The following is a 24,417-nucleotide window of genomic DNA, read 5'->3' as shown; positions in this document are numbered from 1 at the left end:
GTGATCCGTCCGATCCGTCAGTCCGCACCGAACAAGGACTGCAAACATGACCACGACCATCCTCGCCCTCGACTTGGGCACCATCACGGGCTGGGCGCTGCGCGGCAGCGACGGCAGCATCACCAGCGGCAGCGAGAGCTTCCGTCCGCAACGCTTCGAAGGCGGCGGCATGCGCTTCCTGCGCTTCAAGCGTTGGCTCACGGAACTGAAGGCCGTGGCCGACGGCATCGACACGCTGCACTTCGAGGAGGTGCGCCGCCACGTTTCGACCGACGCGGCGCACGCCTACGGCGGCTTCCTCGCCACGCTCACCGCGTGGTGCGAGCACCACCAGATTCCGTATCAGGGCGTGCCGGTCGGCACGATCAAGAAGCACGCCACCGGCAAAGGCAACGCGGGCAAAGACGAGGTGACTGCCTCCGTCACCGCGCGCGGCCACGCGCCCGGCGATGACAACGAAGCCGACGCACTGGCGCTGCTGCACTGGGCCATCGCACAGCACGATCTGGAACGGGAGGATTGAGATGAAGATTCCCACGCCCACCTATCGCTGCCCGTTGGGCCGCGTGCAACCCGAGATCACCGACCTCGAGGCGATGAAGCAACGCGGCTGGCGCGACCAGCACATCCTTGTCGTCAACGCCGCCGACGAACGCCTCGACTTCATCGAGCGCGAGTTCGTGCGGCGCATCGGCGAACGCCTCTACGGACAGGGAGGCGCACGTCATGGCTGATCGTCGCGCTGCTTGGACAATCGAAGACGTCGCCGCGCGCTTCGAGGAAGCGGCCAGCACCGGACGACGCCTGCCGCCCGTGCGCGTGCAGGGCTACTTCAACACCTGGCCGATCATCGTGCGCAAGGAGTGGGAAGCCTTCGCGGCCGACGAGACGGTCTATCGACCGTACCCGCCCAGCCCGGACGCCATCGAGCGGATGCTGGAGACGATGAAGTGGGTGCAGTGGCTGGAGGTCGAGCAGCGCCACCTCGTGTGGATGCGGGCCAAGCGCTACGGCTGGCGCGACATCACGATCCGCTTCGCCTGCGACCGCACGACGGCATGGCGGCGCTGGCAGCGCGCCTTGCAGACGGTCACCGACCAGCTCAATGGCGTCGTCACTGCGTAGGGATTTGGCGTGATTTGGCGCAGGTGGTCGGCAATGCGCGGGCATCGGCGGCATTGAGCGGTTTTTGACCCCGCAACAAATCAGCCCGGTCGGGGGTAGTATTTCAGCTATCTTCTGGACAGCGGCGACGGCGCGGCGAGCGGCCCGAGGCAAAAGGGGTCCTTCCTGCCGAAATCGCAATGCGGGGGGCGCGAGCGCGACGCTTTTTTAGCGTCAGGGCGCGGGCAAGGTTACCAGTCGGCCAGGTTACCGGCTCCGGTTACCACCCCCAGGCGCAGTTACCACCCCACCAGAATCTTCATTCAACCAACCCGCCCGGCGGCAACGCTCAGCGGGTTTTGCTTTTGGGATTCCCACTTTGAACACGCTCAACGTCGAGTACCGCAAGGTCGAGGCGCTGATTCCTTACGCCCGCAATCCGCGCACGCACGCCGAAAGCCAGATCGCCAAGATCGCGGCCAGCATCGTCGAGTACGGCTGGACGAATCCGATCCTGGTCGACGGCGACAACGGCATCATCGCCGGGCACGGGCGTTTGGCCGCTGCGCGCAAGCTCGGCCTGGATCAGGTGCCGGTGATCGAACTGGCCCACCTGACCGTCGCGCAAAAGCGGGCACTGGTGATTGCCGACAACCGACTGGCACTGGATGCAGGCTGGGACGAAGAGATGCTGGCCTTGGAGCTGGCCGAGTTGTCCGACGCGGGATACGACCTCGCTCTGACCGGCTTCGAGGAAGCCGAGATCGAGGCACTGCTCACCGGCGCGGTGGCCGTCGCGGATGATGAATCAGAGTCTGAAGCCGACGAGTCTGACGCGGCCGACGACGTGCCGGAAGTACCCGTCATGGCGGTATCCCGCCCCGGCGATGTCTGGGCGATTGGCCCGCACCGCCTGATCTGTGGTGACGCCACCGACCGGGACGTGGTCGCTGCGCTGATGCAAGGCGATGCCGCGCGGCTGTGCTTCACATCGCCGCCCTACGGCAACCAGCGCGACTACACCTCTGGCGGCATCGCCGACTGGGACGGCCTGATGCGCGGCGTGTTCGCGCACCTGCCGATGGCAGGCGACGGTCAGGTGCTGGTCAACCTGGGCCTCATCCACCGCGATAACGAAGTGATCCCGTACTGGGACGCTTGGCTGGGTTGGATGCGCCAGCAGGGCTGGCGGCGCTTTGCGTGGTACGTCTGGGATCAGGGGCCGGGGATGCCCGGCGACTGGGCAGGCCGCTTCGCGCCGAGCTTCGAGTTCGTCTTTCACTTCAACCGGGAGAGCCGTAAGCCGAACAAGATCGTCCCCTGCAAGCACGCAGGCCAGGAATCCCACCTGCGCGCCGACGGGTCGTCCACCGCGATGCGCGGCAAGGATGGCGAGGTGGGCGGCTGGACGCACAAGGGGCTGCCGACGCAAGACACCCGTATCCCCGACTCGGTGATCCGCGTGATGCGCCACAAGGGCAAGATCGGCCAGGACATTGACCACCCGGCCGTGTTCCCGGTGGCGCTGCCGGAATTCGTGATCGAGGCTTACACGGACGCGGGCGACATCGTGTTTGAGCCCTTCGGCGGCAGCGGCACGACGATGCTGGCCGCCGAGCGCACCGGTCGGATCTGCTGCAGCGTGGAGATCGCCCCGCAGTACGTGGACGTGGCCATCAAGCGGTTCCAGCAGAACCACCCCGGCATACCGGTCACCTTGATCGCCACCGGTCAGTCCTTCGAGCAGGTCGCCGTTGAGCGCGCCACCACCCCGGATGCCGAGGTGGTGGCATGAACTGGCTGGCCGACAAGATCGAACAGTGGCCGACCGCCAAGTTGCTGCCCTACGCCCGCAACGCGCGCACCCATTCCGAGGAGCAGGTGGCGCAGATCGCCGCCAGCATCGCGGAGTTCGGATTCACCAATCCGATCCTGGCGGGCAGCGACGGCATCATCGTCGCTGGCCACGGTCGTCTCGCTGCCGCCCAGAAGCTGGGTCTGGAACGGGTACCGGTGGTCGTGCTCGATCACCTGACGCCGACCCAGCGCCGGGCCCTGGTCATTGCCGACAACCGCATCGCAGAGAACGCAGGCTGGGACGATGCGATGCTAAGGATCGAACTGGAAGCATTACAACTCGAAGGCTTCGATCTAGACATCACCGGCTTCGACGCCGACGCGCTGGCTGAACTGATCGCGGGCGACGAGCCGGACAACGAGGGTCAGACGGACGAGGATGCGGTGCCCGAGGTCAGCGAGACACCCATCTCGCGTCCGGGCGATGTCTGGATCATGGGCCAGCACCGGCTGCTGTGCGGCGACTCGACCGTGGCCGAGAGCTACGACCACCTGATGCAAGGCGCGGTGGCGGACATGGTCTTCACCGACCCGCCGTACAACGTGAACTACGCCAACAGCGCCAAGGACAAGATGCGCGGCAAGGATCGCGCGATCCTGAACGACAACCTGGGTGACGGCTTCTACGATTTCCTGTTGGCGGCACTGACGCCCGCCGTGGCCCATTGCCGGGGCGGTATCTACGTGGCGATGTCCTCCAGCGAACTGGATGTGCTGCAGGCCGCCTTTCGCGCCGCCGGTGGCAAGTGGTCGACCTTCATCATCTGGGCCAAGAACACCTTCACCCTGGGGCGCGCCGACTACCAGCGCCAATACGAGCCGATCCTCTACGGATGGCCCGAGGGGGCGACACGCCACTGGTGTGGTGACCGCGACCAGGGGGATGTCTGGAACATCAAGAAGCCGCAGAAGAACGACTTGCACCCGACGATGAAGCCGGTGGAGTTGGTCGAGCGCGCGATCCGCAATTCGAGCCGCCCTGGCAACGTGGTGCTCGATCCCTTCGGTGGCTCTGGCACGACGCTGATCGCAGCGGAAAAGTCAGGCCGTGTCGCGCGGCTGATCGAACTCGATCCGAAGTACGTGGATGTGATCGTGCGTCGGTGGGAAGAGTTCACCGGGAAGCAGGCCACTCGCGAGGCGGATGGCGCGTTGCTTGATCAGGCGGCGAGCGACTCGTCGACGATCTCGCAGTGAATCACGAAGCCCGTCAGGTAAGGCAGGCCGCGCGGGATGCCGTATTGCTTGCTGGTCTGGCGGCCAATCGTCCAGCCCATCCAGCGTTGGGTGGCTGCGTTGATCGCGTCCGCCAGGGCCTTGCCCTCGTAACGCCCGTTCTGGACGTCGTCGGCAAAGTGGCGTCCGTGGCGGCTGTCGAGGAAGGCCCGAACCGATTCGAGCGGCTGGCTGGTGGCGTCCGAGATGGCGGTCATCGCCAAGGGCCATGCGGCGCTGGCGTGTTCGTTCATCGTGCCCCAAAAGCCCCAGGCTTCGTTCTGGGTGGCGGGGATCTGCGTGGTGGTGTTCATCTCTGGCTCCTTCGGGTTGATCGTTGCGACACCCGTAGTAACGCGCTGTTCGATTGAGAAGCCAAGCGCCGCTTGGCCTCTTTCTCGATCTTTCTGATCAGGCGATGCGGTACACCCGCTCGCCGCCCTGCGGTTTGTCCGACACGATGGTCAGGCCCAGCTTCTTCTTGAAAGCCCCGGCGAAGGTGCCGCGCACCGTGTGCGCCTGCCAGCCGGTGGCGGTGCAGATCTGGCCGATGGTTGCGCCTTCGGGGCGTTGCAGCATCCGGATCACTTCGGCTTGCTTGCTGTTGTCGCGGGTGCGCGGCTTGGCCTGCGCCGGTGCTTGCGTCCACGTCGCTTCGGCGGTGGCCACAGCGTGCTCCAGTTCGGCATCGACTTCCGGTATCGGCGGGGTGACGTCCGGGCGTTTCATGCCCAGTGCGTCGTAGCCCTCGGCGGCGACGAACCAGTCGGTGCCGTCGTTGGTGATCAGGGCACGGTTGAACATCCCGTCGAGCACCTTCTTGCGCGCGCCGCCTTTGATGTTGTCGGGGAACCAGTCGATCTTGCCGCTGCTGGTGTTGATGGCCTTGGCCAGGATGGCGTGCTGGGCCGTGGTCAGGTTGGTGGTGGTCATGGGCTGCTCCTTCGGGGGTGGTGGATGACGATGTGATGAACGCGCTGTCCGGGACTGAAGCCAAGCGCTTTCTGCTTGGCTTGGCGGCTTTCCCGTCAGTCCTTGGCGATTTCCGCTTCCGCGGCCTTCGGGCTCGATGCGGCAAATTCGACGCCCGCCTTGAAGGCCGCTTCCAACGCGTCCTTGAGGCACCACACCGCCGTGTCGTGGAAGTCGAGGCTGTCGGCGTTGCGGGTCTGCAGGGTTTCGATGCCGAGATGCTTCTGGGCGATGAGGGTGAGGATGGTGTCGATCTGGCTCATGGCGTTTTCCTTTCGGGGTTGGTTGGCGTGACGTGATGAACGCGCTGTTCCCGATGGAAGCCAAGCTCAATCTGCGGACATGACGAACAAATGATTGAAGGTGACGATGGGACTTTCCATTCGCGCCTACGCGCGCCACCGTGGCGTGTCGCACGTGGCCGTGAAGAAGGCCATCGACACCGGGCGGATCACACCGCGGCCAGACGGCACGATTGATCCGGATACCGCCGACGCGCAGTGGGCACAAAACACATTGCAACCCCGCAAGGCGGCAGCGCCGGAGAAGGTCAGCCCCGCGAAGGCGCGCGTACTGCCTGAGCGTGAGGTGCCCGAACCCGGCACCCCACCGTTGTCGACGGGCGGGACATCGCTGCTACAGGCACGCACCGTCAACGAAGTGCTCAAAGCCCAGCTCAATAAGGTGGAGCTGGCGCACCGCAAGAAGGAGCTGGTGGATCGGGCGCAGGCCGTGGCCCACGTGTTCAAACTTGCGCGCATCGAGCGCGACGCGTGGTTGAACTGGCCCGCGCGTATCTCGGGGCAGATGGCGTCCACGCTCGGTGTCGATGCGCACCAGATGCACGTGGCCCTGGAGGCTGCCGTGCGCGAGCACCTGATTGAGCTGGGCGAGCTGCGCCCGCGCGTGGATTGATGACGATGGACTACGAAGGCGCGCAGGAGATCGAACGGGCGTGGCGCGACGGGCTTACTCCCGACCCGCTGCTCACGGTATCGGAATGGTCAGATCGCCACCGGATGCTCTCCAGCAAGGCGTCTGCGGAGCCGGGGCGCTGGCGTACCAGCCGCACGCCGTACCTCAAGGCCATCATGGATTGCCTGTCGCCGACCTCGCCGGTCGAGCGTGTGGTGTTCATGAAGGCAGCGCAGCTCGGTGCGACCGAAATGGGGTCGAACTGGATCGGCTACGTCATTCACCATGCGCCGGGGCCGATGATGGCCGTCTGGCCAACGGTGGAGATGGCCAAGCGCAACTCCAAGCAGCGGATCGACCCGCTGATCGAGGAATCGTCCGCCTTGGCCGAACTGATCGCCCCGGCGCGCTCGCGCGACTCGGGCAACACCATTCTGGCCAAGGAGTTCCGGGGCGGCGTGCTGGTGATGACCGGGGCGAACAGCGCGGTAGGCTTGCGCTCTATGCCGGTGCGCTACCTGTTCCTCGACGAGGTTGACGGGTATCCGCTGGACGTCGAGGGTGAAGGCGATGCGATCTCGCTGGCCGAGGCGCGCACACGCACCTTTGCCCGGCGCAAGATCTTCATCGTGTCGACGCCGACGATTTCTGGCGCCTCGGCAATCGAGCGCGAGTACGAGGCCAGCGACCAGCGCCGCTACTTCGTGCCATGCCCGCACTGCAACCACCCGCAATGGTTGCGCTTCGAGCAACTGCGCTGGGACAAGGGGCAACCGGAAACCGTCGCCTACGTCTGCGAATCGTGCGACACCGCGATTTCCGAGCATCACAAGACGTGGATGCTGGAGCGTGGCGAATGGCGTTCGATGGCACAGGGCAAGACGGCAGGCTTTCACCTGTCGTCGCTGTACAGCCCGGTGGGCTGGCGCTCCTGGCGTGACATCGCTGCCGCGTGGGAAGCCGCCGTCAACAAGGAGTCGGGATCGGCCGCCGCGATCAAGACTTTCAAGAACACCGAGCTGGGCGAGACCTGGGTTGAGGAAGGCGAAGCGCCCGATTGGCAACGGCTGGTCGAGCGCCGCGAGGATTACCGCATTGGCAGCGTGCCGCTGGGCGGCCTGCTGCTGGTGGGCGCGGCCGACGTCCAGAAGGACCGCATCGAGGCCTCGATCTGGGCCTTCGGGCGCGGCAAGGAGTCCTGGCTCATCGAGCACCGGGTCTTGATGGGCGATACCGCCCGAGATGCGGTGTGGAAAGCCCTCGCCGGGATGTTGGCCGAAAACTGGACACACGCCTCGGGCGTGACGATGCCACTGGCGCGCTTCGCGCTGGACACCGGCTTTGCCACGCAGGAAGCCTACGCCTTCGTGCGTGCCTGCCACGATGCGCGCGTGATGGCGGTCAAGGGTGTGCCGCGCGGCGCGGCCCTGATCGGCACGCCCACGGCCATCGATGTCTCGCAGGGCGGCAAGAAGCTGCGCCGGGGCATCAAGGTGTTCACGGTGGCGGGCGGCATCGCCAAGCTGGAGTTCTACAACAACCTGCGCAAGAGCGCGGACGTCGGCGAGGACGGCTTGACCCCGGTGTTTCCTGCCGGGTTCGTCCATCTGCCGAAGATCGACGCCGAGTTCATCCAGCAGCTCTGCGCGGAGCAATTGATCACCCGCCGCGACCGCAACGGCTTCCCGGTGCGCGAGTGGCAAAAGATGCGCGAGCGCAACGAGGCCCTGGACTGCTATGTCTACGCCCGCGCGGCCGCATCCAGCGCGGGACTTGATCGCTTCGAGGAACGCCACTGGCGCGAACTGGAGCGGCAATTGGGGGTAGCACCCCCACCGGATGAGCCACCGCCCATCCACGACATCGAATTGAACGAGGCCACCCAACGCGGTGGCCTCGCTGCTTCTGGCACCCGCAATTCCGGTCGACGAGTCATCCGAAGCCGTTGGCTTCGCTGACGGCGGCGGCTTCAAACCAAGGAGAACACATGAGTCTTGCCACCCGCATCGAGAGCCTGGTCATCCGCGTCGCCCAAGAGTTCAACGACGTCCGGGCGACCGCAGGCAATCTCGCCAGCCTGTCCACCACCGACAAGTCAAGTCTGGTCGCGGCGATCAACGAGCTGAAGGCGGCGGTGCTTGCCGCCACCGCCATCGACGACAACCAGATCGCCACCTCCACCACCTACTCGTCGAACAAGATCGTGTCGCTACTCGACGCGCTCAAGGCCGACATCCTCGGTGGCGCGGACGCCGCTTACGACACTTTGGTCGAGATCCAGCAGCTCCTGCAGAACGGCAGCACGGGTCTGGACGCGCTCCTGGCCGCCGTCAATCTGCGTGTGCGCTTCGACGCGGCGCAGACCCTGACGGTCGCCGAGCAACTGCAGGCCTGCACCAACATCGGTGCGGTCGCGGCCAGCGATGTCGGCAACACCGACACCGACTTCGTCGCGATCTTCGACGGGGTGCTGGCCTGATGAGCCTCGCCTCCAGCATCGCCGCCTTGGCGGCGCGCATCGGCTTCGAGGTCAAGTCCAAGATCGACGCCACACATCCCGGCCTTGCCCGGGTGTGGGTCAGCTTCGGCTACGTCAATGGCCAGGTCGTGATCGCCAGCGCGCGCAATGTGGCCAGCGTCGTGCGCACGGCGGCGGGCCGATACCGCGTGCATTTCGCCGTGGCGATGCCGGACGCCAACTACTGCTGGACGGCGCTCGCGCGCAGCAGCAGCAACAGCGGCCAGCAGCGTGTAGCCGTTTTACGCGCCAGCTCTGACCTGAAGACCGCTCAGTACGTCGACATCTCCTGCGCGACGACAGCAACGTCGTTCGATGACTCCTCCGAAATCAATCTCGTGGTGTACCGCTGATGGCCTATACAGAAACCCAGCTCCAGGCCTTGGAATCCGCGCTCGCCAAGGGCGAACGGCGCGTGACCTTTGCCGACAAGACGGTCGAGTACCGCTCTGTCGACGAATTGATGGCCGCCATCCGCGAAGTCAGGCGGGGACTGCTTCAGCAGGCGGCTGAGACCGGGCTGTTGCCCGGTGCGCCCCGCCAGATCCGCATTACCACGCGCAAGGGGTTCTGAGATGGCGTGGTTCTCCCAAACGGTGCGCCGGTTGTTCGGTGCCTCGCCGGTACACGAAGCCGCAGGTCGTGGTCGTCGCTCGCTGGCTTGGATGCCCGGCAATCCGGGTGCGGTCGCCGCGATGCTGGCGACTAACGCCGAACTGCGCGGTAAGAGCCGGGACCTCGTTCGGCGCAATGCCTGGGCGCAGGCCGGTATCGAAGCCTTCGTAGCCAATGCGGTCGGCACTGGCATCAAGCCGCAAAGCCTGTCTGGCGACGAACGGTTCAAGGCCGAGGTGCAGGCACTGTGGCGCGATTGGGTCGAGGAAGCCGACGCGGCCGGACAGACCGACTTCTATGGCCTGCAGGCCCTGGCGTGTCGGGCGATGCTCGAAGGTGGCGAATGCCTGATCCGACTGCGGCCACGCCGTCCGGAGGATGGCCTGTCGGTGCCTCTGCAGCTCCAGTTGCTGGAGCCCGAACACCTGCCCATCAACCTGAACACCGATCTGCCGTCCGGCAACGTCGTGCGCTCTGGCATCGAGTTCGACAGCCTGGGGCGGCGCGTGGCCTACCACCTGTACCGATCACACCCGGAGGATGGCCGACTGGCCCCGATGTCGGGCCAGGGCGGGATGGACACGGTGCGCATCGATGCCAAGGAGATCATCCATCTGTTCCGCGTGCTGCGCCCGGGCCAGATCAGGGGTGAGCCGTGGCTGTCGCGGGCCCTGGTCAAGCTCAACGAGCTCGACCAGTACGACGACGCCGAGCTGGTGCGCAAGAAAACCGCCGCGATGTTCGCGGGTTTCGTCACGCGCGCCAGCCCCGAGGACAACCTGATGGGCGAAGGCGCATCGGACGCCGACGGGATTGCGCTCGCCGGGCTGGAGCCGGGAACGCTGCAGATTCTGGAGCCCGGAGAGGACATCAAGTTCTCCGATCCGGCCGACGTTGGCGGTTCGTACTCCGAATTCCTGCGCACCCAGTTCCGCGCGGTTGCCGCCGCCATTGGCATCACCTACGAGCAGTTGACCGGCGATCTGACCGGCGTGAACTACTCGTCCATCCGCGCCGGGATGCTGGAGTTCCGGCGTCGCTGCGAGATGGTGCAGCACGGCGTGCTGGTGCATCAGATGTGCCGCCCGGTCTGGGCGGCCTGGATGAAGCAGGCGGTGCTCGCCGGGGCCCTGGATGCCCCGGGCTTTGCGCGTGGTGGGCCAGCCCGTCGCCGCCAGTACCTCGCGGTGAAGTGGATTCCCCAGGGCTGGCAGTGGGTTGACCCGGAGAAGGAATTCAAAGCGATGTTGCTGGCTATCCGCGCCGGCCTGATGAGCCGCTCGGAAGCCATCTCGGCCAACGGCTACGACGCCGAAGACGTCGACCGTGAGATCGCCGCCGACAACCAGCGCGCCGACGACCTCGGCCTGATCTTCGACTCAGATCCTCGCTACACGTCGAAGGAAGGCGGCGGCTCGGAACCCAACCGCAGCGCCAACGCGCCGGACATCACCGGTAGCCAATCGCTTCCCTGATTCGCTGCCTGACCGCTTTCCCGAAGGATTCCCATGACTTTGCTACCTCATCTGGCTGCGCGCCTGTTCGGCGTGCCGCTGGCGATTCATCGGCCGAAACTCGACATCATCCTCTCCGTGCTCGGTGCGCGCATCGGCCTCGCCGACCTCGCCGCGCCCGTGGGTTACACGCCTGCGGCCCGCGCGCCTGGGCCTCCGATCGGCAAGGTTGCCGTCATCCCGATCCACGGCACGCTGGTGCGCCGAACCTCGGGCCTCGAGGCCGAATCGGGTCTCGCCAGCTACACCGGTATCGCCGCGCAACTGGACGCCGCGCTCACCAGCCCCGAGGTCGCTGCGATCCTGCTCGACATCGACTCGCCGGGTGGCGAGTCGGGTGGCGTGTTCGATCTGGCCGACCGTATCCGCGTGGCGTCGCAAGTGAAGCCCGTCTGGGCCGTGGCCAACGACATGGCGTTCTCGGCGGCCTATGCGCTGGCGTCCGCCGCCACCCGCGTGTTCGTCGCGCGCACCGGCGGTATCGGCTCGATTGGCGTCATCGCCATGCACATCGATCAATCCGTCAAGGACGCCAAGGACGGTGTTCGTTACACCGCCGTGTTCGCGGGCGAGCGCAAGAACGACCTCAACCCGCACGAGCCGCTCTCCGACGCCGCGCACGCGGTTCTCAAGGCCGAGGTGGATCGCATCTACGAGCTGTTCGTCGAGACGGTCGCTCGACATCGCGGCCTCGATGCGGACGCCGTGCGCGCCACCGAAGCGGGCCTGTTCTTCGGACCGGACGCCGTTGCCACCGGTCTTGCCGATGCCGTCGGCAGCCTCGACGACGCGCTCACGCAACTCACGCAATCGCTTTCCCCACTCCCGACTCAGGTGGCTCCGGCCAGCCAAGCGGGCTTTCTTCGCAACCACCAGATGGAGTCTTCCATGAATGATCGAACCGACCCCGCTGCTCCTGATCGGCCTCTTGCTGATCCTGCTGGCAGTCCTCCTCAACCGTCCGCCGCCTCCACCGCCACCGCGCTGAGCGTGGCCGACGCCGTCGAAATCGCCCAGACCTGCACGTTGGCCGGGCGAACCGACCTGATTGCGGGCTTCCTCGAAGCCCAGTCCTCGCCCGCCAAGGTGCGCAGCCAACTGCTTGCGGCGCAGGCCGAAGCCAGTCCCGAAATCACCAGCCGCATCGCCCCCGATGCCGCGCGCCCTGTGGCCAGCAATCCGCTGATCGACGCCGCCAAGCAGATCGCAGCGCAATCCACCAAGAAGGAGATCTGAGATGCCCGCTCTCGCCGAACCTCTGAACCTGGGCGACCTGCTCAAGTACGAAGCCCCCAACCTTTACTCGCGCGACCGCGTCACGGTCGCTTCGGGCCAGAACCTGCCGCTGGGCACGGTGGTCGGCATCGTCACCGCAACGGCCAAGTTCAAACAGCTCGATCCGTCCGCAGAAGACGGCACGCAGGTCGCCGCTGGCGTGCTGCTGCAGGCCTGCGACGCCACCTTGATCGACCGTGACGACGGTCTCGTCGTCGCGCGTCACGCCATCGTCGCCCACCATGCGCTCGCGTGGCCCGACGCCATCACCACCGCCGAAAAACTCACCGCCATTGCGCAGCTTAAGGCGCTGGGCGTGCTCGTTCGCCAAGGAGCCTGACCATGAACAACCCCTTCAGCAATCCCGCCTTCTCGATGACGGCGCTGACCGCCGCCATCAACATCCTGCCCAACCGCTACGGGCGTCTGGAAGAACTGAACCTGATGCCGTCCAAGCCGGTACGGCAGCGCCAGATCGTCGTCGAGGAAATGAACGGCGTGCTCAACTTGCTGCCTACGCTGCCACCGGGTTCACCCGGCACGGTTGGCGTGCGTGGAAAACGCAAGCTGCGCTCTTTCGTGGTGCCGCACATCCCGCACGACGACGTGGTGCTGCCGGAGGAAGTCCAAGGCATCCGTGCCTTCGGCTCGGAAACCGAAACCGAGACGGTGGCAGGCGTGATCGCGCGCCATCTGGAGACGATGCGCAACAAGCATGCGATCACGCTGGAGCACCTGCGCATGGGTGCGCTCAAGGGCGTGATCCTCGACGCGGACGGCTCGGTTCTCTACGACCTGTTCGATGCCTTCGATATCACCCAGCAGGCGGTGGCCTTCGAGCTGGGCACGGCGGGCACCAATGTGAAAGCCAAGTGCACCACGGTGCTGGCAACCATCGAGGAGAACCTCAAAGGCGAGTTCATGAATGGTGTCCATTGCCTGTGCTCGCCGGAGTTCTTCGCCGCGCTCACCGGCCACGCCAAGGTCGAGAAGGCCTTCGAGAACTGGCAGAACGGGGCAATCCTCATCAACGACGTGCGTCGCGGCTTTACCTACGGCGGTATCACCTTCGAGGAGTACCGGGGTCAGGCCACCGATGCCAGCGGAACCGTACGCCGTTTCATCGCCGCTGGCGAGGCTCATGCCTTCCCGCTGGGCACCATCGACACCTTCGGCACCTACTTCGCACCGGCGGATTTCAACGAAACCGTCAACACGGTCGGCCAGCCGCTGTACGCCAAGCAGGAGCCGCGCAAGTTCGACCGGGGCACCGATCTGCACACGCAGTCCAACCCGCTGCCGATGTGCCATCGTCCGGGTGTGCTGGTGAAGTTGACGGTGGCGTGATGAGTCTCGTCGAGCAGATCTACGAATCGGCCGCCAATGCCGGGCTCTTGAAGGACTGCCTCTGGCGTCCTTCGGACGGCACGACAGCGCAGCGCCACCCGGTTGGCTTCGCCGCTCCGGACGACACCGTGTTCGACGGCCTGGCCTCGACCACCGACTATCAGATGTCGTATCCGGCCTCGGTGTTCCTGGGGCTGGTTCCGCGCGAGGCGGTCGAGATCGATGGCGTGATCTATCAGGTACGTAGCACCCGGGCCGTGGGCGACGGCTCGGAGATGCGCGCACAGCTCACCCGGGTGTAGTGCCGTGTCCGGCAACTCGATCCGCGAACAGATTCTGCTCGCGGTGATGGCGGCTGTCCGCACGCCGGTGGAATCGCTCGGTGCCACGCTACACCGCTCGCCCACGGTGGCCATCAGCCGGGAGCAATGCCCGGCGCTGGTGGTGTTTCCCGAGTCCGAATCGATCACCGAGCGCGCCAACGACCGCGTCACACGCGAGCTCACGGTGCGCCTCGTCGCGCTGGCCCGCGCGGTACCTCCCGCCATTCCGGAAACCGAAGCCGACCGGCTGCTCACCGCCGCCCACGCCGCGCTGCTGGCCGACCGGAATCTGGGTGGCCTTGCCTTGGGCATCCGCGAGCAGGAATGCGAGTGGGACGTTGAGGACGCCGATGCGGTGGCCGCCACGATTCCGGCGCGCTACGCGATCACTTACCGGACGCTCGACACCGATCTTTCAGCCAAAGGATGACCCCCATGACTTCCATCGTTCTGACCCAACCGCACACCCACGCGGGCCAAGCCCACAAGGCGGGCGAACGGCTCGATGTGGATGGCAGCACTGCCGACTGGCTCATCGCCAACGGCATCGCCCGCCACGACCGCCAGCGCGTACCCGAGCCCCAGCCGCAAGGCGACGGCACACCCATTGAGCCCATCAGACCCATCACCACCCAACGTAAGGAATCCAAATCATGAGCACCTACGCCAGTTTTCAGGGCCGCGTCTTCCTCGGCAAGCGCGACGAGTCCGGCCTGCCCATCGAAGTGCGCTCGCCCGGCAACGTCGCCGAGCTCAAGCTCTCGCTCAAGACCGACGTGCTGGAGCATTACGAGAGCCAGACCGGCCAGCGCTCGCTCGACCACCGGATGGTCAAGCAAAAGTCGGCCACCGTGAATCTCACCATCGAGGAGTTCACCAAGGAAAACCTCGCGCTGGCGCTGTACGGCAACCACGTCACCGGCAGCACAGGCACTGTGACCGCCGAAACCATCGGCGGCGCTGCTCCGGTGGTCGGCGACCGCTACTTCTTCGCCCATCCCAAGGTGTCGGCGCTGGTGGTGACCGACTCGGCGGGCACGCCCGCGACGCTGGCCGCAGGCACGCACTACACCGCCGACACCGACTTCGGTGCCCTCCAGTTTCTGGATATCACCGGCTTCACCGCACCGTTCAAGGCCGCCTACAGCTACGGCGTCGCCACCGAGATCGGCATCTTCACGCAGGCGCTGCCCGAGCGCTACCTGCGCCTGGAAGGCATCAACACCGCGCAGGGCAACGCCAAGGTGCTGGTCGAGCTGTACCGCGTGGCCTTCGATCCCTTGAAGGAAATCTCCTTCATCTCGGACGAGTACAACAAGTTCGAGCTGGAAGGCTCGCTCCTGGCCGACACCACCAAGCCTTATGACACGGTGCTTGGCCAGTTCGGCCGCATCGTGCAACTGTGATGGGGACTGCCATGAGCGATCTGGAAACCCTCATCCCGCAAGCGGTGGAGCTGGTCATCGACGGGGAGCCGTTGGCTATCAAGCCACTCAAGGTCGGCCAGATGCCCGCCTTCCTGCGCGCGATCACGCCGGTGATGCAGCAGATCGGCGGGGATGGCATCGACTGGCTGGCACTGTTCGGCGAGCGCGGCGACGACCTGCTGACGGCTGTGTCCATCGCCGTCAGCAAACCGCGCGCGTGGGTCGACGCGCTCGATGCCGACCAGGCCATCTTGCTGGCGGCCAAGGTGATCGAGGTCAACGCCGATTTTTTTACCCGGACGGTCATGCCTCGGCTCGACGGGCTGATCGCGCAGACGAGCGCGGCGGTGGCAGTGACCACGGCTGGTTCGACGCCGTCCAACTCCTGATCGCCCACGGCCACCGGCTGCCGGACATCCTCGACTACACCCTGGCGCAGGTGCGCGGCTTCGCCGCCGCCACCGCGCGGGAGGATGCGGCGCGCGATGCGCGGCTGCTCTCGCTGATCGCCATCGGCGCACGCGGTGACGCCCGCCACATCGACCAGACCCTCGACAGGCTCCAAGACCATGCGCATCTCGGTTCGCATCGATAGCAAGGCCGCGCAGGCGCAGTTGCGCCGCTGGGGCGGCGAGTTCCGCGAGAAGGTGCAGAAGGCGGTCGCGCGCGGCATCGCCAGTGAGGCCGCCGAACTCAAAGAGGACGTGCGCAGCCACGTTGCAGGCCAGATGGCGGTGGTCAAGAAATCCTTCGTCAAGGGTTTCACCGCCAAGGTGCTCGACAAGGATCGGAGTCGGCTGCCCGCGCTCTACGTCGGCTCGCGCATCCCGTGGTCGGGCATCCACGAGCGTGGCGGCGTCATTGGTGGCCGGATGCTGATCCCGCTGCACGGGCGCGTGGGCCGCAAACGCTTCAAGGCGCAGATCGCTGAGCTGATGCGCGGTGGCAATGCCTATTTCATCAAGAACGCCAAGGGGAACATCGTGCTGATGGCCGAGAACATCAAGGAACACGACCGGCCACTGTCGGGCTTCAAGCGCCGCTACCGCAAGGCCGAGGGCGTCAAGCGCCTCAAGCGCGGCGCGGACGTGCCCATTGCCGTGCTGGTGCCGCGCGTGCAGCTCAAGAAGCGTCTGAACGTCGAACGCATCGTCGCAGGGCGCATTCCGCGCCTCTCCGCCCGCATCGAGAAGCAATTGTGGCTGGTGGACTGAAGATGGCGAACCGAATTTCCATCCTCGTTGCGCTCGAAGGGGCCGATGAGGGGCTCAAACGCGCCATCACCTCTGCCGAGCGCAGCCTCGGCGAGTTTGGCTCGAACGCCAAGACCGCTGGCGACAAGGCCGCCGCTGGGATGGCCGAGGTCAAGGCCGGGATGAACGCCTTCGGCGATCAGGTCGCCAAGGCCAAGACGCAGTTGCTGGCCTTCCTCACCCTCAACTGGGCGGCGGGCAAGGTGCAGGAGATCGTCCAGATCGCCGACGCCTGGAACATGATGTCCGCGCGCCTGAAGCTCGCCACCGCAGGCCAGCGCGAATACACGGTCGCGCAGAAGGAGTTGTTCGCCATCGCGCAGCGCATCGGCGTGCCGATCCAGGAAACCGCCACGCTCTACGGCAAGCTCCAGCAGGCCGTGCGGATGCTGGGTGGCGAGCAGCAGGATGCACTCTCGCTCACCGAAAGCATCTCGCAGGCGCTGCGCATCTCGGGCGCATCGGCCACCGAGGCGCAGTCCTCCCTGCTGCAGTTCGGGCAGGCGCTGGCCTCGGGCGTGCTGCGCGGCGAGGAATTCAACTCCGTCGTCGAGAACAGCCCTCGTCTGGCCAAGGCGCTCGCCGATGGTCTGAACGTGCCCATCGGACGGCTGAGGAAGCTCGCCGAAGAAGGGCGGCTCACCGCCGACGTGGTGGTCAACGCGCTGATGAGCCAGAAGGACAAGCTGGCCGCCGAGTATGCGCAACTGCCGATGACCGTTGGCCAGGCCTTCACGCGTCTGTCGAACGCCTTCGGGCAGTGGGTCAGCAAGCTCGATGAATCGACCGGCTTCACCAAGAAGCTCGCCGAGGCCCTGACGTGGTTGTCGGAGAACCTGGACACGGTGATGAAGTGGCTGGGCCGCATTGCCGAGGTCGGCCTCGCGGTGCTGGTCTACCGCCTAATTCCGGCGCTGATCATCGCGTGGCAGACGGCAGGTGCGGCGGCGGTGACAGCGGCCAGCACCACGGCGGCCGCGTGGGCAACGGCCAACCTATCGTTGTCCAATGCCATCGCTACGGTGGGCAAGCTTCGCGTGGCGTTCGGGGTGCTGGGCGCGGCCATCATCGGCTGGGAGATCGGGACGTGGCTGTCGGAAAAGTTCGAGATCGTCCGCAAGGCGGGCATTTTCATGGTCGAGGTGCTGATGAAGGGCATCGAGCACCTGCGCTTCCAGTGGGAGGTGTTCGCCGCCATCTTCACGTCCGACACCATCGCTGAAGCCACCAAGCGCCACGAACAGCGGCTCGCGGAGATGAATCGTATCTTCGCCGAGATGTACGCCGACGCCACCGAAGGTGCGAACGCAGCCAAAGGCGCGATGAACACCGCTGCGACCGCTGCCGAGGAAATCGCCAAGCGACTCGAAGCCGTGCGCCAGGGCACGCAGGAAGCGGTCGGGCGTGGCATCGAGGCCGTGCACGCCGCCCTGGAGAAGCTCAAGTCCCGGCTGGGCGAGGTCGAACAGGCGGTCGGCAAGGCCCAAGGTGTGGTGGGCGACGCCACCGCCAAGATGGCCGAAGCCTACAAGGGGCTGACCGCCATCGTCGAGGCGAGCCTCGCGCAGCAGGTACAAGCGGTGAAGAACCGCTACGACCAGGAGAAGGCGGAACTGGAGCGTACCCAGCAGTCCGAAACCGCCAAGATCACCAAGTCCACGCAGCTCCTCACCGAGGCGCTGACGCAGCAGACCACGCTGCGCCGTCAGGCCACGACCGAGACGCTCGGCCTGATCGATCAGGAAACACAGGCGCGCAAGGACGCTGCCGCCCGGCAAGGTCAGACCGAGGAGGAGCGCCGGGCCAACGTGCAGCGTGTCGAGAACGACATCCTCGCCACCAAGCGTCAGACCCTGTCGCAGGCGCTCTCCGAGTACCGCCAACACATCGACGCCCTCAACGCCGAAGCCAACCGGCATCTGGCGGAAGTGCAGCGCATCGAGGAAGCCAAGCGCCAGTTGTCGATGTCCACGGAGGAGCGCATCCGCGACATCCGCCGCCAGGGCATGACGGAGTACGAGGCCACCGAGGATCGCAAGCGCCAGATCGCCGAGATGCAGGAACAGGCGCGTCGCGCGCTGGCCAACGGCGAGTTGGAGCTTGCTCGCCAGCTCGCGCAGAAGGCGATGGACATGGCCGCGCAGGTGGCCACCAGCCAGACCAACGAGGCCAAGCGCGGCGAGGAAGCGCGCAAGCAGTCCGAGCAGGCGGTGTCGCAGGTCACGCAGCTCGAAGCGCAGTCGCGCGAGGCCTACCGCAGGCAGGAGTACCAGCAGGCCACCGATTTGATGCGGCAAGCCGATCAGTTGCGCGCGGAACTGGCGCAGAAGGCCAAGGATGCCGACGTGCAGGCCGCGCAAGGAAAACAAGGGGTGCGTGACGCCATCGACCGCATCCGCCAGTCTGAGGAAATCCTCAACCAGGCGCTGGATGCCGAGGCCAAGGCGCACCAGACCGCTGCACGCGAAGCGCTCAGCGCGCGTGACCAGATTCGCCAGACGCTGGAGCAGACGCAAACCCAGATCGACCAGGTCACCGCCAAGCTCAAGGACGGCCTGAAGGTCACGCTCGACGCCGACACCACGCGATTCGACCAGGCCATCGCCGATCTGGACAAGGCGCTCGCCGAGAAGGAGTACCTTCTCAAGATCCAGGCCGACCTGCAGGAAGCGGAGAAAAAGCTCAAGGAATACGAGCAGTTGCTCAAGGAGGGCAAGACGCTGCCGGTCGATGCCGATGTTTCCAAGGCCAAGGAAGCACTGGACAAGCTCAAGACCTACGCCGATCAGAACGCGCAGTTCGAGCTGAAGGTGGCGACCGAGAAGGCGCAGGCGGCGATCACCAACGTTGAGGGGATGATCAAGGCGCTGGATCGCATCCAGACCGAATCTCAGCATCAGGTGGCCAGCAACGTCGGCGCGGTTCGCGGGGAGATCGACAGCCTCAATGGGCGTAACACATCCAGCACCCACACCATCTACGTGACCAAAGTGGAAACCAATGCCACAGGCGGTCTGGTTGGCGGTGTGCGACGGTTTGCCGACGGCGGCGCGGTGGCTCCGGCCTTTCCCCGGATGAGCGGTGGCTCGGTGCCCGGCTCCGGCCACCACGACACCGTGCCGCGCACCCTGGATGCCGGGGCCTTCGTGATCCGCAAGGGGGCGGTGCAGAAGTACGGCAGTGGCGCGCTCTCGCGATTGGCCAATGGCGTCGCCCACTTCGCGGTCGGTGGGCGCGTTGCCTCGTTGGGCGGTACCGGCTCCACAGGCTCCGATCCCCACGACAAGCCGAGCAGGCCCAAGAAGAACCGCGAAGCGTTCGAGGCGCTCAAGATGATCGACCTCGGCCTGCAGGGAATGAACGAGTACACGAGCTGGCTGCAGTGGAACTACGGCGCATCGGTCAGTCTGGATATGCGCAGCAAGACGATGGACAACTACGGCAAGCAGGCGCAGCAGGATCGCCGCACGCTGGAAGACTTCATCGGCCGCAAGACGCTGACCGGCAACGAGCGCCAGAACCTCGAACGCATCAAGCAGACGTGGCGGCAGGCGATGGCCCAGCCGCTGCTCTGGGGTAAAGACCTGGAGCGCGAGCTGATCGACTACATGGAGCAAAACCAGGGCGAGTTTTACCGGCGCGGTGGCTTGGCGAAATCCGACACCGTCCCGGCGATGCTCACCCCGGGCGAGTTCGTCGTGAACCGGCAGGCCGTCGCCCGCTACGGCGCTGGCTTCTTCGAAGCCATCAACAACCTGAGCGCTCCGGCGCAGGCACTGGCCGGGCGTGCGCTGGCGGGCATTCAGGGCTTTGCCTCGGGTGGTCTGGTGCAGCCCGCAAGCCGCAGCCTGCCACGTCCCTCGTTGCCCGAAGGTACGCCCACCCGCACCGTGCGCGTGGAACTGTCCTCGGGACAACAGAAGGTCAACGCCACCGTCGATGCGCGCGACGAAGCGCGACTGCTGCAACTGCTGGACGCCGCCCGCGCCCGCACGGCTTGACCGTGCGCTCCTGTTTCTCTGCCTGAGGGTTTCCCGATGCAACTGAAGAACCTCGACAGCGGGGTGGCTCTGCCATTGCCGGACGACTTGCTCTGGAGCGACGAGCACGCGTGGTCGCCAGCGGTCGCCAATGCGTCCTACCTGATCACCGGGGCCTTGCTGATCCAGTCGGCCGCCCGGCAGGCAGGTCGGCCGATCACCCTGGTGGGAGCACCCGATATGGCCTGGGTGACGCGTGCCGCCGTCGAGCAGTTACGCGCATGGGCGGCGATTCCGGTGGGCGGCAGCACAGGCCGCTTCGAACTTACTTTCGCCGATGGCCGGGTCTTCACGGTCGCTTTCCGTCACCAGGAGGTCGCCATCGAGGCCGAACCCGTGCTGGGCATCCCGGCGCGATCCGGCAACGACTTCTACCGCCTGACCCTTCGATTTCTGGAGATTGCCTGATGCCAATTCAATCTGGCGACGTGAAGCTGCTCAAGTCCGCCGTGATGGCGGACGTGCCCGAAGGCGGCGGCGCGCCCACGGGCCTCGTGATTGCCGATGGCGTATCGAACGCCATCTTCCCCGACATCTCCGAGCTGGATCGCGCCGGAGGCCGTGTCAACCTGCGCAAGAGCTTCGTGCAGGTGGCCACGGACGATACCGACACCTACTTCGGGGCCAACGTCATCGTGGCTGAGCCGCCGCAGGACGTGCGCGTCAGCGTCACGCTGTTTTCCACCCGCAAGACCTTCGACACCCGTGAGCAGGCGCAGACCCGCATCGAGGCCTACCTCAACAAAGGGCCGGAGTGGGCGGGCTACCTGTTCGAGAACCACATCGCGGGCCAGCGGGTGATCCAGCTCTTCCAGCGCCTCAGCGATGCCGTGCCCAACGTCGGCCAGACCCTCGTCCTGATCGAGAACGAGGGACTGCCCACGCAGAAGGAGCAGTACATCCGCGCCACCGCCGTGTCGGTGGTCGAGCGCAGCTTCACCTACAACACCGACCAGGACTACAAGGCGGCGGTCGTCACCGTCGCCATCAGCGACGCGCTGCGCTTCGACTTCACGGGCTCGCCCGCCAGCCGAACCTTCACGCGGGCGACCAACAGCACGAAAACGCGCGACACGGTGGTGGCCGACGCGGGCACCTACGTCGGCGTCGTGCCGCTGACGCAGGCTGCCAATGTGGGCGACTTCACCATCAAGGGCGCGTCCATCTACACGCAGCTCGTGCCCAGCGCCCAGACCGAGACGCCGATCTCCTTCGTGCCACCCTACGCTGCAGCAGGCTTGCCGGTGCCGGGCGCGGCACCCGTGAGCTACACGGCCAGCCACGCCTGGAACACCAGCATCAAATTCAACCTGCCGGGTGGCTGCCTGCCGGGGTCGCTGTCCATCGTCACCGATGGCATCACGATCTTCGACGATGCGGGCCTACTCAAGACCGCCAGCGGCACGCTGGGCACCATCGACTACGCCAACGGCATCCTGAGCCTGAACTCCGGCTCGATGTCCAACAGCAAGGCCATCACCTACACACCTGCTGCACAACTGCAGCGCGCGCCGCAAAGCGCGGAGATCGCGGTCACGCCGGAATCGCGCAGCCAGTCCTACGTCGGCACCGTGAACCCGGTGCCACAACCCGGCACGCTTGCCATCAGCTACATGGCGCAGGGCCGTTGGTACGTGCTTTCGGATGGCGGCAATGGCTCTCTCAAAGGGCTGGATGCCAGCTACGGCGCGGGTACTTTCAACAAGAACACTGGGGCCTTCGTCGTGACCTTGGGGGCACTGCCCGACGTGGGCTCCTCGCTGATCCTGACGTGGAACGTGCCGACCCAGGAAACGCAGCAGCCAACCGCCGCTCTGAAGGCATCGCAGGCCTTGCAGCTTGCCCCGCCCGAAGGCAAAAGCGTTCAGCCAGGCACGCTCACCATCACCTGGCCACACGAGAGCGGCACGGGCACGCGCACGGCGTCCGCCACCACGTCTGGCGAGCTCAGTGGTGCTGCCACCGGTAGTCTGAACGTCGCGCAGAACCTCTTGAGCTTCGCGCCGAATGTCCTGCCGCCAGTCGGCGCACTGCTGACCGTGGACTACGTTGCGGGCCCCAAGCAGGAGGACAGCTTCGCGCACCCCTCGCGCGATGGCCAGGGCAAGGTGCCGGTGACTGCAACCCTGGGCTCCATCGAGCCGGGTTCATTGGAGATCGAGTGGAACACCCTGACGGACACCGCCGTACTCGGGGTCTACACGCTGCAGCAGATTCAGGCGATGGGGCTAGGCCTGTGGAACGGGGTCGATCCGACGCAATACGCCCGCGACGATGGTGCGGGCAATGTGCTGCGCGCAGGCCAAGTCATCGGTAGCGTCAACTATGCCACCGGGGCGGTGCAGTTCCAGCCCGACGTCACGGTCAAGATTCCAAGTCCCGTCTACGGGGCGCAGCGCCTTGGCTGGGCGTCGGGCGTGGGCCAGATGTTCCGCCTCAACTACGGCGGCATCAACTACGTGGATGCGCCGTCGCTGTACCCGAACGACGAGTCCGGCTACGTCAAGCTGCGCTACAACAGCGCGGGCTCGACCAGCAACCACAGCGAGACGTTCGCGTTCAGCCCATCGTTTCGGCTGGTGCCCGGCGTCAACGCGCAGGTGGTGACGGGCACGGTGTTGCTGTCCATCGCGGGCAGCCAGCCCTGGGGTGACAACGGTCAGGGCACGCTGCGCGAATTCACACCCAGCGGCTGGGTCACGCGCGGCAGCATCAACTACCTCTCTGGTGCGGTGACGCTCACCTCGTGGTCGGCGGGCGCGACCAACAGCATCACGCGCGCCAGTTGCGTGACCACTGTGGGCGAGAACATCTCCAGTGAGTACGTGTTCCGCACCGGTGCTGCGCCACTTCGCCCAGGATCGCTCTCCATTCAGTTCGCCCGCGCCGTGGGTGGAACCCAGACCGTGACGGCAGGCATCGACGGCACGATCACCGCGTCTGGCGTCATCGGCAGCGTCGATTACGACACTGGCCTTGTGCGAGTGCGGTTTGGCACCGTGGTCACGGCGGCGGGCAACGAGAGCGAGCCGTGGTTCGACGCCGAGAACGTGCGGCCAGACGGCAAGATCTTCCGGCCAGAGCCGGTCGCGGCTTCCAGCCTGCGCTACAGCGCCGTGGCCTACAGCTATCTACCCCTCGATGCGGCGCTGCTGGGCATCGACCCGGTGCGCCTGCCCAGCGATGGGCGGGTGCCGATCTTCCGTCCAGGAGGCTTCGCCGTCGTCGGCCACACCGGTCGCATCACTGCCTCGGTCAGCAACGGCCAGACCATCGACTGCGCGCGGGTGCGTCTTTCGCGCGTGCGCGTGGTCGGCCACAACGGCGTGGTGATCCACACAGGCTACGTTACCGATCTCGAAGCAGGCACCGTCACGTTCACCGACGTGACCGGCTACAGCCAGCCAGTGACCATCGAGCACCGCATCGAGGACATGGCCGTGGTGCGCGACGTGCAGATCAACGGCGAGATCAGCTTCACGCGCCCGCTGACGCACGCCTATCCGCTGGCCAGTGCCGGCGATCCGGTCTCTGGCAGTTTCGTCTCCAGTGCGCTGGTGGCCGGTGACCTGTTCGCCCGCGTGAACCTCGTGTTCGACCAGAGCACCTGGAACGGCAGCTGGTCGGATGAACTGATCGGCAGCGCTGCCACCGCCACCTTCAACCACACCCAGTACCCAATCACGGTCACCAATCGCGGGGCGCTCACCGAGCGCTGGGTGGTTCGGATGACCAACAGCACCTCGTTCGAGGTCATCGGCGAGAACGTAGGTGTGATCGCCACCGGCAATACCAGTGCCGACTGCGCCCCCAACAACCCGGCGACCGGCGTGCCGTACTTCCGTCTGCCCGCGCTCGGCTGGGGCAACGGCTGGGCCACCGGCAACGTGCTGCGCTTCAACACCATCGGCAGCCAGTTCCCGGTCTGGGTGGTGCGCACCGTCCAGCAGGGACCGGAGTCCGTGCCCGACGACCACTTCACGTTGCTGATTCGCGGGGACGTCGACACGCCCTGATGGTGTGGGTGCCCCCTGATCTTTGA

27 protein-coding genes are annotated in these 24,417 nt (G+C 65.9%); 24 read left to right on the top strand and 3 right to left on the bottom strand.

Translation table 11 applies throughout. The annotated features are described in order from the left end of the window. Positions 1-46 precede the first annotated feature (46 nt). The 5 genes from ACFSCU_RS03185 (at position 47) to ACFSCU_RS03165 (ending at position 4,158) form a co-directional block, all read left to right on the top strand. Positions 47-523: a crossover junction endodeoxyribonuclease RuvC gene (locus ACFSCU_RS03185; protein WP_042427222.1), complete on the top strand. Its 477-nt coding sequence runs from the start codon at positions 47-49 to the stop codon at positions 521-523. A gap of 1 nt (position 524) precedes the next feature. Continuing rightward, positions 525-734 (top strand): hypothetical protein, encoded by a 210-nt coding sequence (locus tag ACFSCU_RS03180; RefSeq protein ID WP_042427224.1) that lies wholly within the window; start codon positions 525-527, stop codon positions 732-734. Continuing rightward, positions 727-1,125 (top strand): DUF6362 family protein, encoded by a 399-nt coding sequence (locus ACFSCU_RS03175; RefSeq protein WP_042427227.1) that lies wholly within the window; start codon positions 727-729, stop codon positions 1,123-1,125. The genes ACFSCU_RS03180 and ACFSCU_RS03175 overlap by 8 nt, the downstream gene beginning before the upstream one ends. 358 nt (positions 1,126-1,483) lie before the next feature. Beyond that, positions 1,484-2,899: a site-specific DNA-methyltransferase gene (locus ACFSCU_RS03170; RefSeq protein ID WP_009238691.1), complete on the top strand. Its 1,416-nt coding sequence runs from the start codon at positions 1,484-1,486 to the stop codon at positions 2,897-2,899. Then, positions 2,896-4,158 carry a site-specific DNA-methyltransferase gene (locus ACFSCU_RS03165; protein ID WP_377559878.1) on the top strand — a complete coding sequence of 421 codons (1,263 nt, stop codon included), beginning with the start codon at positions 2,896-2,898 and terminating at the stop codon, positions 4,156-4,158. Before ACFSCU_RS03170 ends, ACFSCU_RS03165 begins: the two co-directional genes overlap by 4 nt. Here the strand turns inward: ACFSCU_RS03165 and ACFSCU_RS03160 are convergent. The 3 genes from ACFSCU_RS03160 to ACFSCU_RS03150 all read right to left on the bottom strand — a co-directional run bounded on the left by ACFSCU_RS03160 (position 4,122) and on the right by ACFSCU_RS03150 (position 5,411). Further along, on the bottom strand, positions 4,122-4,490 hold the full coding sequence (locus ACFSCU_RS03160; protein ID WP_180550081.1) for a hypothetical protein: 369 nt from the start codon (positions 4,488-4,490) through the stop codon (positions 4,122-4,124). The two genes, ACFSCU_RS03165 and ACFSCU_RS03160, sit on opposite strands and share 37 nt — an antisense overlap. A gap of 97 nt (positions 4,491-4,587) precedes the next feature. Beyond that, on the bottom strand, positions 4,588-5,109 hold the full coding sequence (locus ACFSCU_RS03155) for a DUF3489 domain-containing protein (protein WP_180550080.1): 522 nt from the start codon (positions 5,107-5,109) through the stop codon (positions 4,588-4,590). Positions 5,110-5,204: 95 nt separating this feature from the next. Further along, positions 5,205-5,411 (bottom strand): DUF6900 domain-containing protein, encoded by a 207-nt coding sequence (locus ACFSCU_RS03150; RefSeq protein ID WP_169433214.1) that lies wholly within the window; start codon positions 5,409-5,411, stop codon positions 5,205-5,207. 106 nt (positions 5,412-5,517) lie between these two features. Here ACFSCU_RS03150 and ACFSCU_RS03145 point away from each other — a divergent pair, with 106 nt between their 5' ends. Genes ACFSCU_RS03145 through ACFSCU_RS03055 form a run of 19 tightly spaced genes read left to right on the top strand, consistent with a single transcriptional unit; the run spans position 5,518 to position 24,391 of the window. Further along, positions 5,518-6,063 (top strand): elements of external origin, encoded by a 546-nt coding sequence (locus tag ACFSCU_RS03145; RefSeq protein WP_180550079.1) that lies wholly within the window; start codon positions 5,518-5,520, stop codon positions 6,061-6,063. Beyond that, complete coding sequence (locus ACFSCU_RS03140; RefSeq protein ID WP_377559874.1) at positions 6,063-8,021, top strand: phage terminase large subunit family protein; 1,959 nt, start codon at positions 6,063-6,065, stop codon at positions 8,019-8,021. Before ACFSCU_RS03145 ends, ACFSCU_RS03140 begins: the two co-directional genes overlap by 1 nt. A gap of 29 nt (positions 8,022-8,050) precedes the next feature. Beyond that, the gene (locus tag ACFSCU_RS03135) at positions 8,051-8,542 is read left to right on the top strand and encodes a hypothetical protein (protein WP_180550077.1); all 492 of its coding nucleotides are present in this window, start codon (positions 8,051-8,053) and stop codon (positions 8,540-8,542) included. Next, on the top strand, positions 8,542-8,934 hold the full coding sequence (locus ACFSCU_RS03130; protein WP_180550076.1) for a hypothetical protein: 393 nt from the start codon (positions 8,542-8,544) through the stop codon (positions 8,932-8,934). The genes ACFSCU_RS03135 and ACFSCU_RS03130 overlap by 1 nt, the downstream gene beginning before the upstream one ends. Next, complete coding sequence (locus ACFSCU_RS03125) at positions 8,934-9,155, top strand: phage head-tail joining protein (protein WP_180550075.1); 222 nt, start codon at positions 8,934-8,936, stop codon at positions 9,153-9,155. The genes ACFSCU_RS03130 and ACFSCU_RS03125 overlap by 1 nt, the downstream gene beginning before the upstream one ends. A 1-nt stretch (position 9,156) precedes the next feature. Continuing rightward, complete coding sequence (locus tag ACFSCU_RS03120) at positions 9,157-10,671, top strand: phage portal protein (RefSeq protein WP_180550074.1); 1,515 nt, start codon at positions 9,157-9,159, stop codon at positions 10,669-10,671. Positions 10,672-10,704: 33 nt separating this feature from the next. Next, positions 10,705-11,946 carry a S49 family peptidase gene (locus tag ACFSCU_RS03115; RefSeq protein WP_180550073.1) on the top strand — a complete coding sequence of 414 codons (1,242 nt, stop codon included), beginning with the start codon at positions 10,705-10,707 and terminating at the stop codon, positions 11,944-11,946. 1 nt (position 11,947) lies between these two features. Beyond that, the gene (locus ACFSCU_RS03110; protein ID WP_004629291.1) at positions 11,948-12,325 is read left to right on the top strand and encodes a head decoration protein; all 378 of its coding nucleotides are present in this window, start codon (positions 11,948-11,950) and stop codon (positions 12,323-12,325) included. Between the two features lie 2 nt (positions 12,326-12,327). After that, positions 12,328-13,332: a major capsid protein gene (locus ACFSCU_RS03105; RefSeq protein ID WP_180550072.1), complete on the top strand. Its 1,005-nt coding sequence runs from the start codon at positions 12,328-12,330 to the stop codon at positions 13,330-13,332. Further along, positions 13,332-13,634 (top strand): hypothetical protein, encoded by a 303-nt coding sequence (locus ACFSCU_RS03100; RefSeq protein ID WP_069376976.1) that lies wholly within the window; start codon positions 13,332-13,334, stop codon positions 13,632-13,634. The genes ACFSCU_RS03105 and ACFSCU_RS03100 overlap by 1 nt, the downstream gene beginning before the upstream one ends. Positions 13,635-13,638: 4 nt before the next feature. Next, positions 13,639-14,085, top strand: a complete 447-nt coding sequence (locus ACFSCU_RS03095; RefSeq protein ID WP_054286364.1) for a hypothetical protein — start codon at positions 13,639-13,641, stop codon at positions 14,083-14,085. A 5-nt stretch (positions 14,086-14,090) separates the two neighbouring features. Next, positions 14,091-14,312, top strand: coding sequence for a DUF7210 family protein (locus ACFSCU_RS03090; protein ID WP_180550071.1), 222 nt, complete (start codon positions 14,091-14,093; stop codon positions 14,310-14,312). Then, entirely contained in the window at positions 14,309-15,061 is a 753-nt protein-coding gene (locus ACFSCU_RS03085; protein ID WP_180550070.1) for a phage tail tube protein, read from the top strand. Before ACFSCU_RS03090 ends, ACFSCU_RS03085 begins: the two co-directional genes overlap by 4 nt. Before the next feature lie 11 nt (positions 15,062-15,072). Continuing rightward, positions 15,073-15,471 carry a hypothetical protein gene (locus ACFSCU_RS03080; protein WP_180550069.1) on the top strand — a complete coding sequence of 133 codons (399 nt, stop codon included), beginning with the start codon at positions 15,073-15,075 and terminating at the stop codon, positions 15,469-15,471. 50 nt (positions 15,472-15,521) lie between these two features. After that, positions 15,522-15,677 (top strand): hypothetical protein, encoded by a 156-nt coding sequence (locus ACFSCU_RS03075; RefSeq protein ID WP_257646271.1) that lies wholly within the window; start codon positions 15,522-15,524, stop codon positions 15,675-15,677. Further along, positions 15,652-16,296, top strand: coding sequence for a DUF6441 family protein (locus tag ACFSCU_RS03070; protein WP_180550068.1), 645 nt, complete (start codon positions 15,652-15,654; stop codon positions 16,294-16,296). Before ACFSCU_RS03075 ends, ACFSCU_RS03070 begins: the two co-directional genes overlap by 26 nt. 2 nt (positions 16,297-16,298) lie before the next feature. Beyond that, entirely contained in the window at positions 16,299-20,336 is a 4,038-nt protein-coding gene (locus ACFSCU_RS03065; protein WP_377559871.1) for a tape measure protein, read from the top strand. 36 nt (positions 20,337-20,372) lie between these two features. Then, a complete protein-coding gene (locus ACFSCU_RS03060) occupies positions 20,373-20,783 on the top strand; it encodes a hypothetical protein (protein WP_180550067.1) in 411 nt (136 codons plus the stop codon). Next, a complete protein-coding gene (locus ACFSCU_RS03055) occupies positions 20,783-24,391 on the top strand; it encodes a hypothetical protein (RefSeq protein WP_377559869.1) in 3,609 nt (1,202 codons plus the stop codon). The genes ACFSCU_RS03060 and ACFSCU_RS03055 overlap by 1 nt, the downstream gene beginning before the upstream one ends. Positions 24,392-24,417: the final 26 nt, after the last annotated feature.

This window comes from Ottowia beijingensis, from assembly GCF_042680925.1.
GTDB classification, from domain to species: Bacteria; Pseudomonadota; Gammaproteobacteria; order Burkholderiales; family Burkholderiaceae_C; genus Ottowia; species Ottowia beijingensis.
This window is presented reverse-complemented; position numbering and strand designations above follow the sequence as displayed.

Coding starts and splice junctions, on each gene's coding strand:
- ACFSCU_RS03150 (WP_169433214.1), bottom strand. CDS start 5,411: ATGAGCCAGATCGACACCATCCTCACCCTCATCGCCCAGAAGCATCTC.
- ACFSCU_RS03065 (WP_377559871.1), top strand. CDS start 16,299: ATGGCGAACCGAATTTCCATCCTCGTTGCGCTCGAAGGGGCCGATGAG.
- ACFSCU_RS03180 (WP_042427224.1), top strand. CDS start 525: ATGAAGATTCCCACGCCCACCTATCGCTGCCCGTTGGGCCGCGTGCAA.
- ACFSCU_RS03120 (WP_180550074.1), top strand. CDS start 9,157: ATGGCGTGGTTCTCCCAAACGGTGCGCCGGTTGTTCGGTGCCTCGCCG.
- ACFSCU_RS03140 (WP_377559874.1), top strand. CDS start 6,063: ATGACGATGGACTACGAAGGCGCGCAGGAGATCGAACGGGCGTGGCGC.
- ACFSCU_RS03135 (WP_180550077.1), top strand. CDS start 8,051: ATGAGTCTTGCCACCCGCATCGAGAGCCTGGTCATCCGCGTCGCCCAA.
- ACFSCU_RS03060 (WP_180550067.1), top strand. CDS start 20,373: ATGCAACTGAAGAACCTCGACAGCGGGGTGGCTCTGCCATTGCCGGAC.
- ACFSCU_RS03125 (WP_180550075.1), top strand. CDS start 8,934: ATGGCCTATACAGAAACCCAGCTCCAGGCCTTGGAATCCGCGCTCGCC.
- ACFSCU_RS03110 (WP_004629291.1), top strand. CDS start 11,948: ATGCCCGCTCTCGCCGAACCTCTGAACCTGGGCGACCTGCTCAAGTAC.
- ACFSCU_RS03115 (WP_180550073.1), top strand. CDS start 10,705: ATGACTTTGCTACCTCATCTGGCTGCGCGCCTGTTCGGCGTGCCGCTG.
- ACFSCU_RS03165 (WP_377559878.1), top strand. CDS start 2,896: ATGAACTGGCTGGCCGACAAGATCGAACAGTGGCCGACCGCCAAGTTG.
- ACFSCU_RS03080 (WP_180550069.1), top strand. CDS start 15,073: ATGAGCGATCTGGAAACCCTCATCCCGCAAGCGGTGGAGCTGGTCATC.
- ACFSCU_RS03130 (WP_180550076.1), top strand. CDS start 8,542: ATGAGCCTCGCCTCCAGCATCGCCGCCTTGGCGGCGCGCATCGGCTTC.
- ACFSCU_RS03070 (WP_180550068.1), top strand. CDS start 15,652: ATGCGCATCTCGGTTCGCATCGATAGCAAGGCCGCGCAGGCGCAGTTG.
- ACFSCU_RS03055 (WP_377559869.1), top strand. CDS start 20,783: ATGCCAATTCAATCTGGCGACGTGAAGCTGCTCAAGTCCGCCGTGATG.
- ACFSCU_RS03155 (WP_180550080.1), bottom strand. CDS start 5,109: ATGACCACCACCAACCTGACCACGGCCCAGCACGCCATCCTGGCCAAG.
- ACFSCU_RS03105 (WP_180550072.1), top strand. CDS start 12,328: ATGAACAACCCCTTCAGCAATCCCGCCTTCTCGATGACGGCGCTGACC.
- ACFSCU_RS03085 (WP_180550070.1), top strand. CDS start 14,309: ATGAGCACCTACGCCAGTTTTCAGGGCCGCGTCTTCCTCGGCAAGCGC.
- ACFSCU_RS03185 (WP_042427222.1), top strand. CDS start 47: ATGACCACGACCATCCTCGCCCTCGACTTGGGCACCATCACGGGCTGG.
- ACFSCU_RS03175 (WP_042427227.1), top strand. CDS start 727: ATGGCTGATCGTCGCGCTGCTTGGACAATCGAAGACGTCGCCGCGCGC.
- ACFSCU_RS03160 (WP_180550081.1), bottom strand. CDS start 4,490: ATGAACACCACCACGCAGATCCCCGCCACCCAGAACGAAGCCTGGGGC.
- ACFSCU_RS03090 (WP_180550071.1), top strand. CDS start 14,091: ATGACTTCCATCGTTCTGACCCAACCGCACACCCACGCGGGCCAAGCC.
- ACFSCU_RS03100 (WP_069376976.1), top strand. CDS start 13,332: ATGAGTCTCGTCGAGCAGATCTACGAATCGGCCGCCAATGCCGGGCTC.
- ACFSCU_RS03145 (WP_180550079.1), top strand. CDS start 5,518: ATGGGACTTTCCATTCGCGCCTACGCGCGCCACCGTGGCGTGTCGCAC.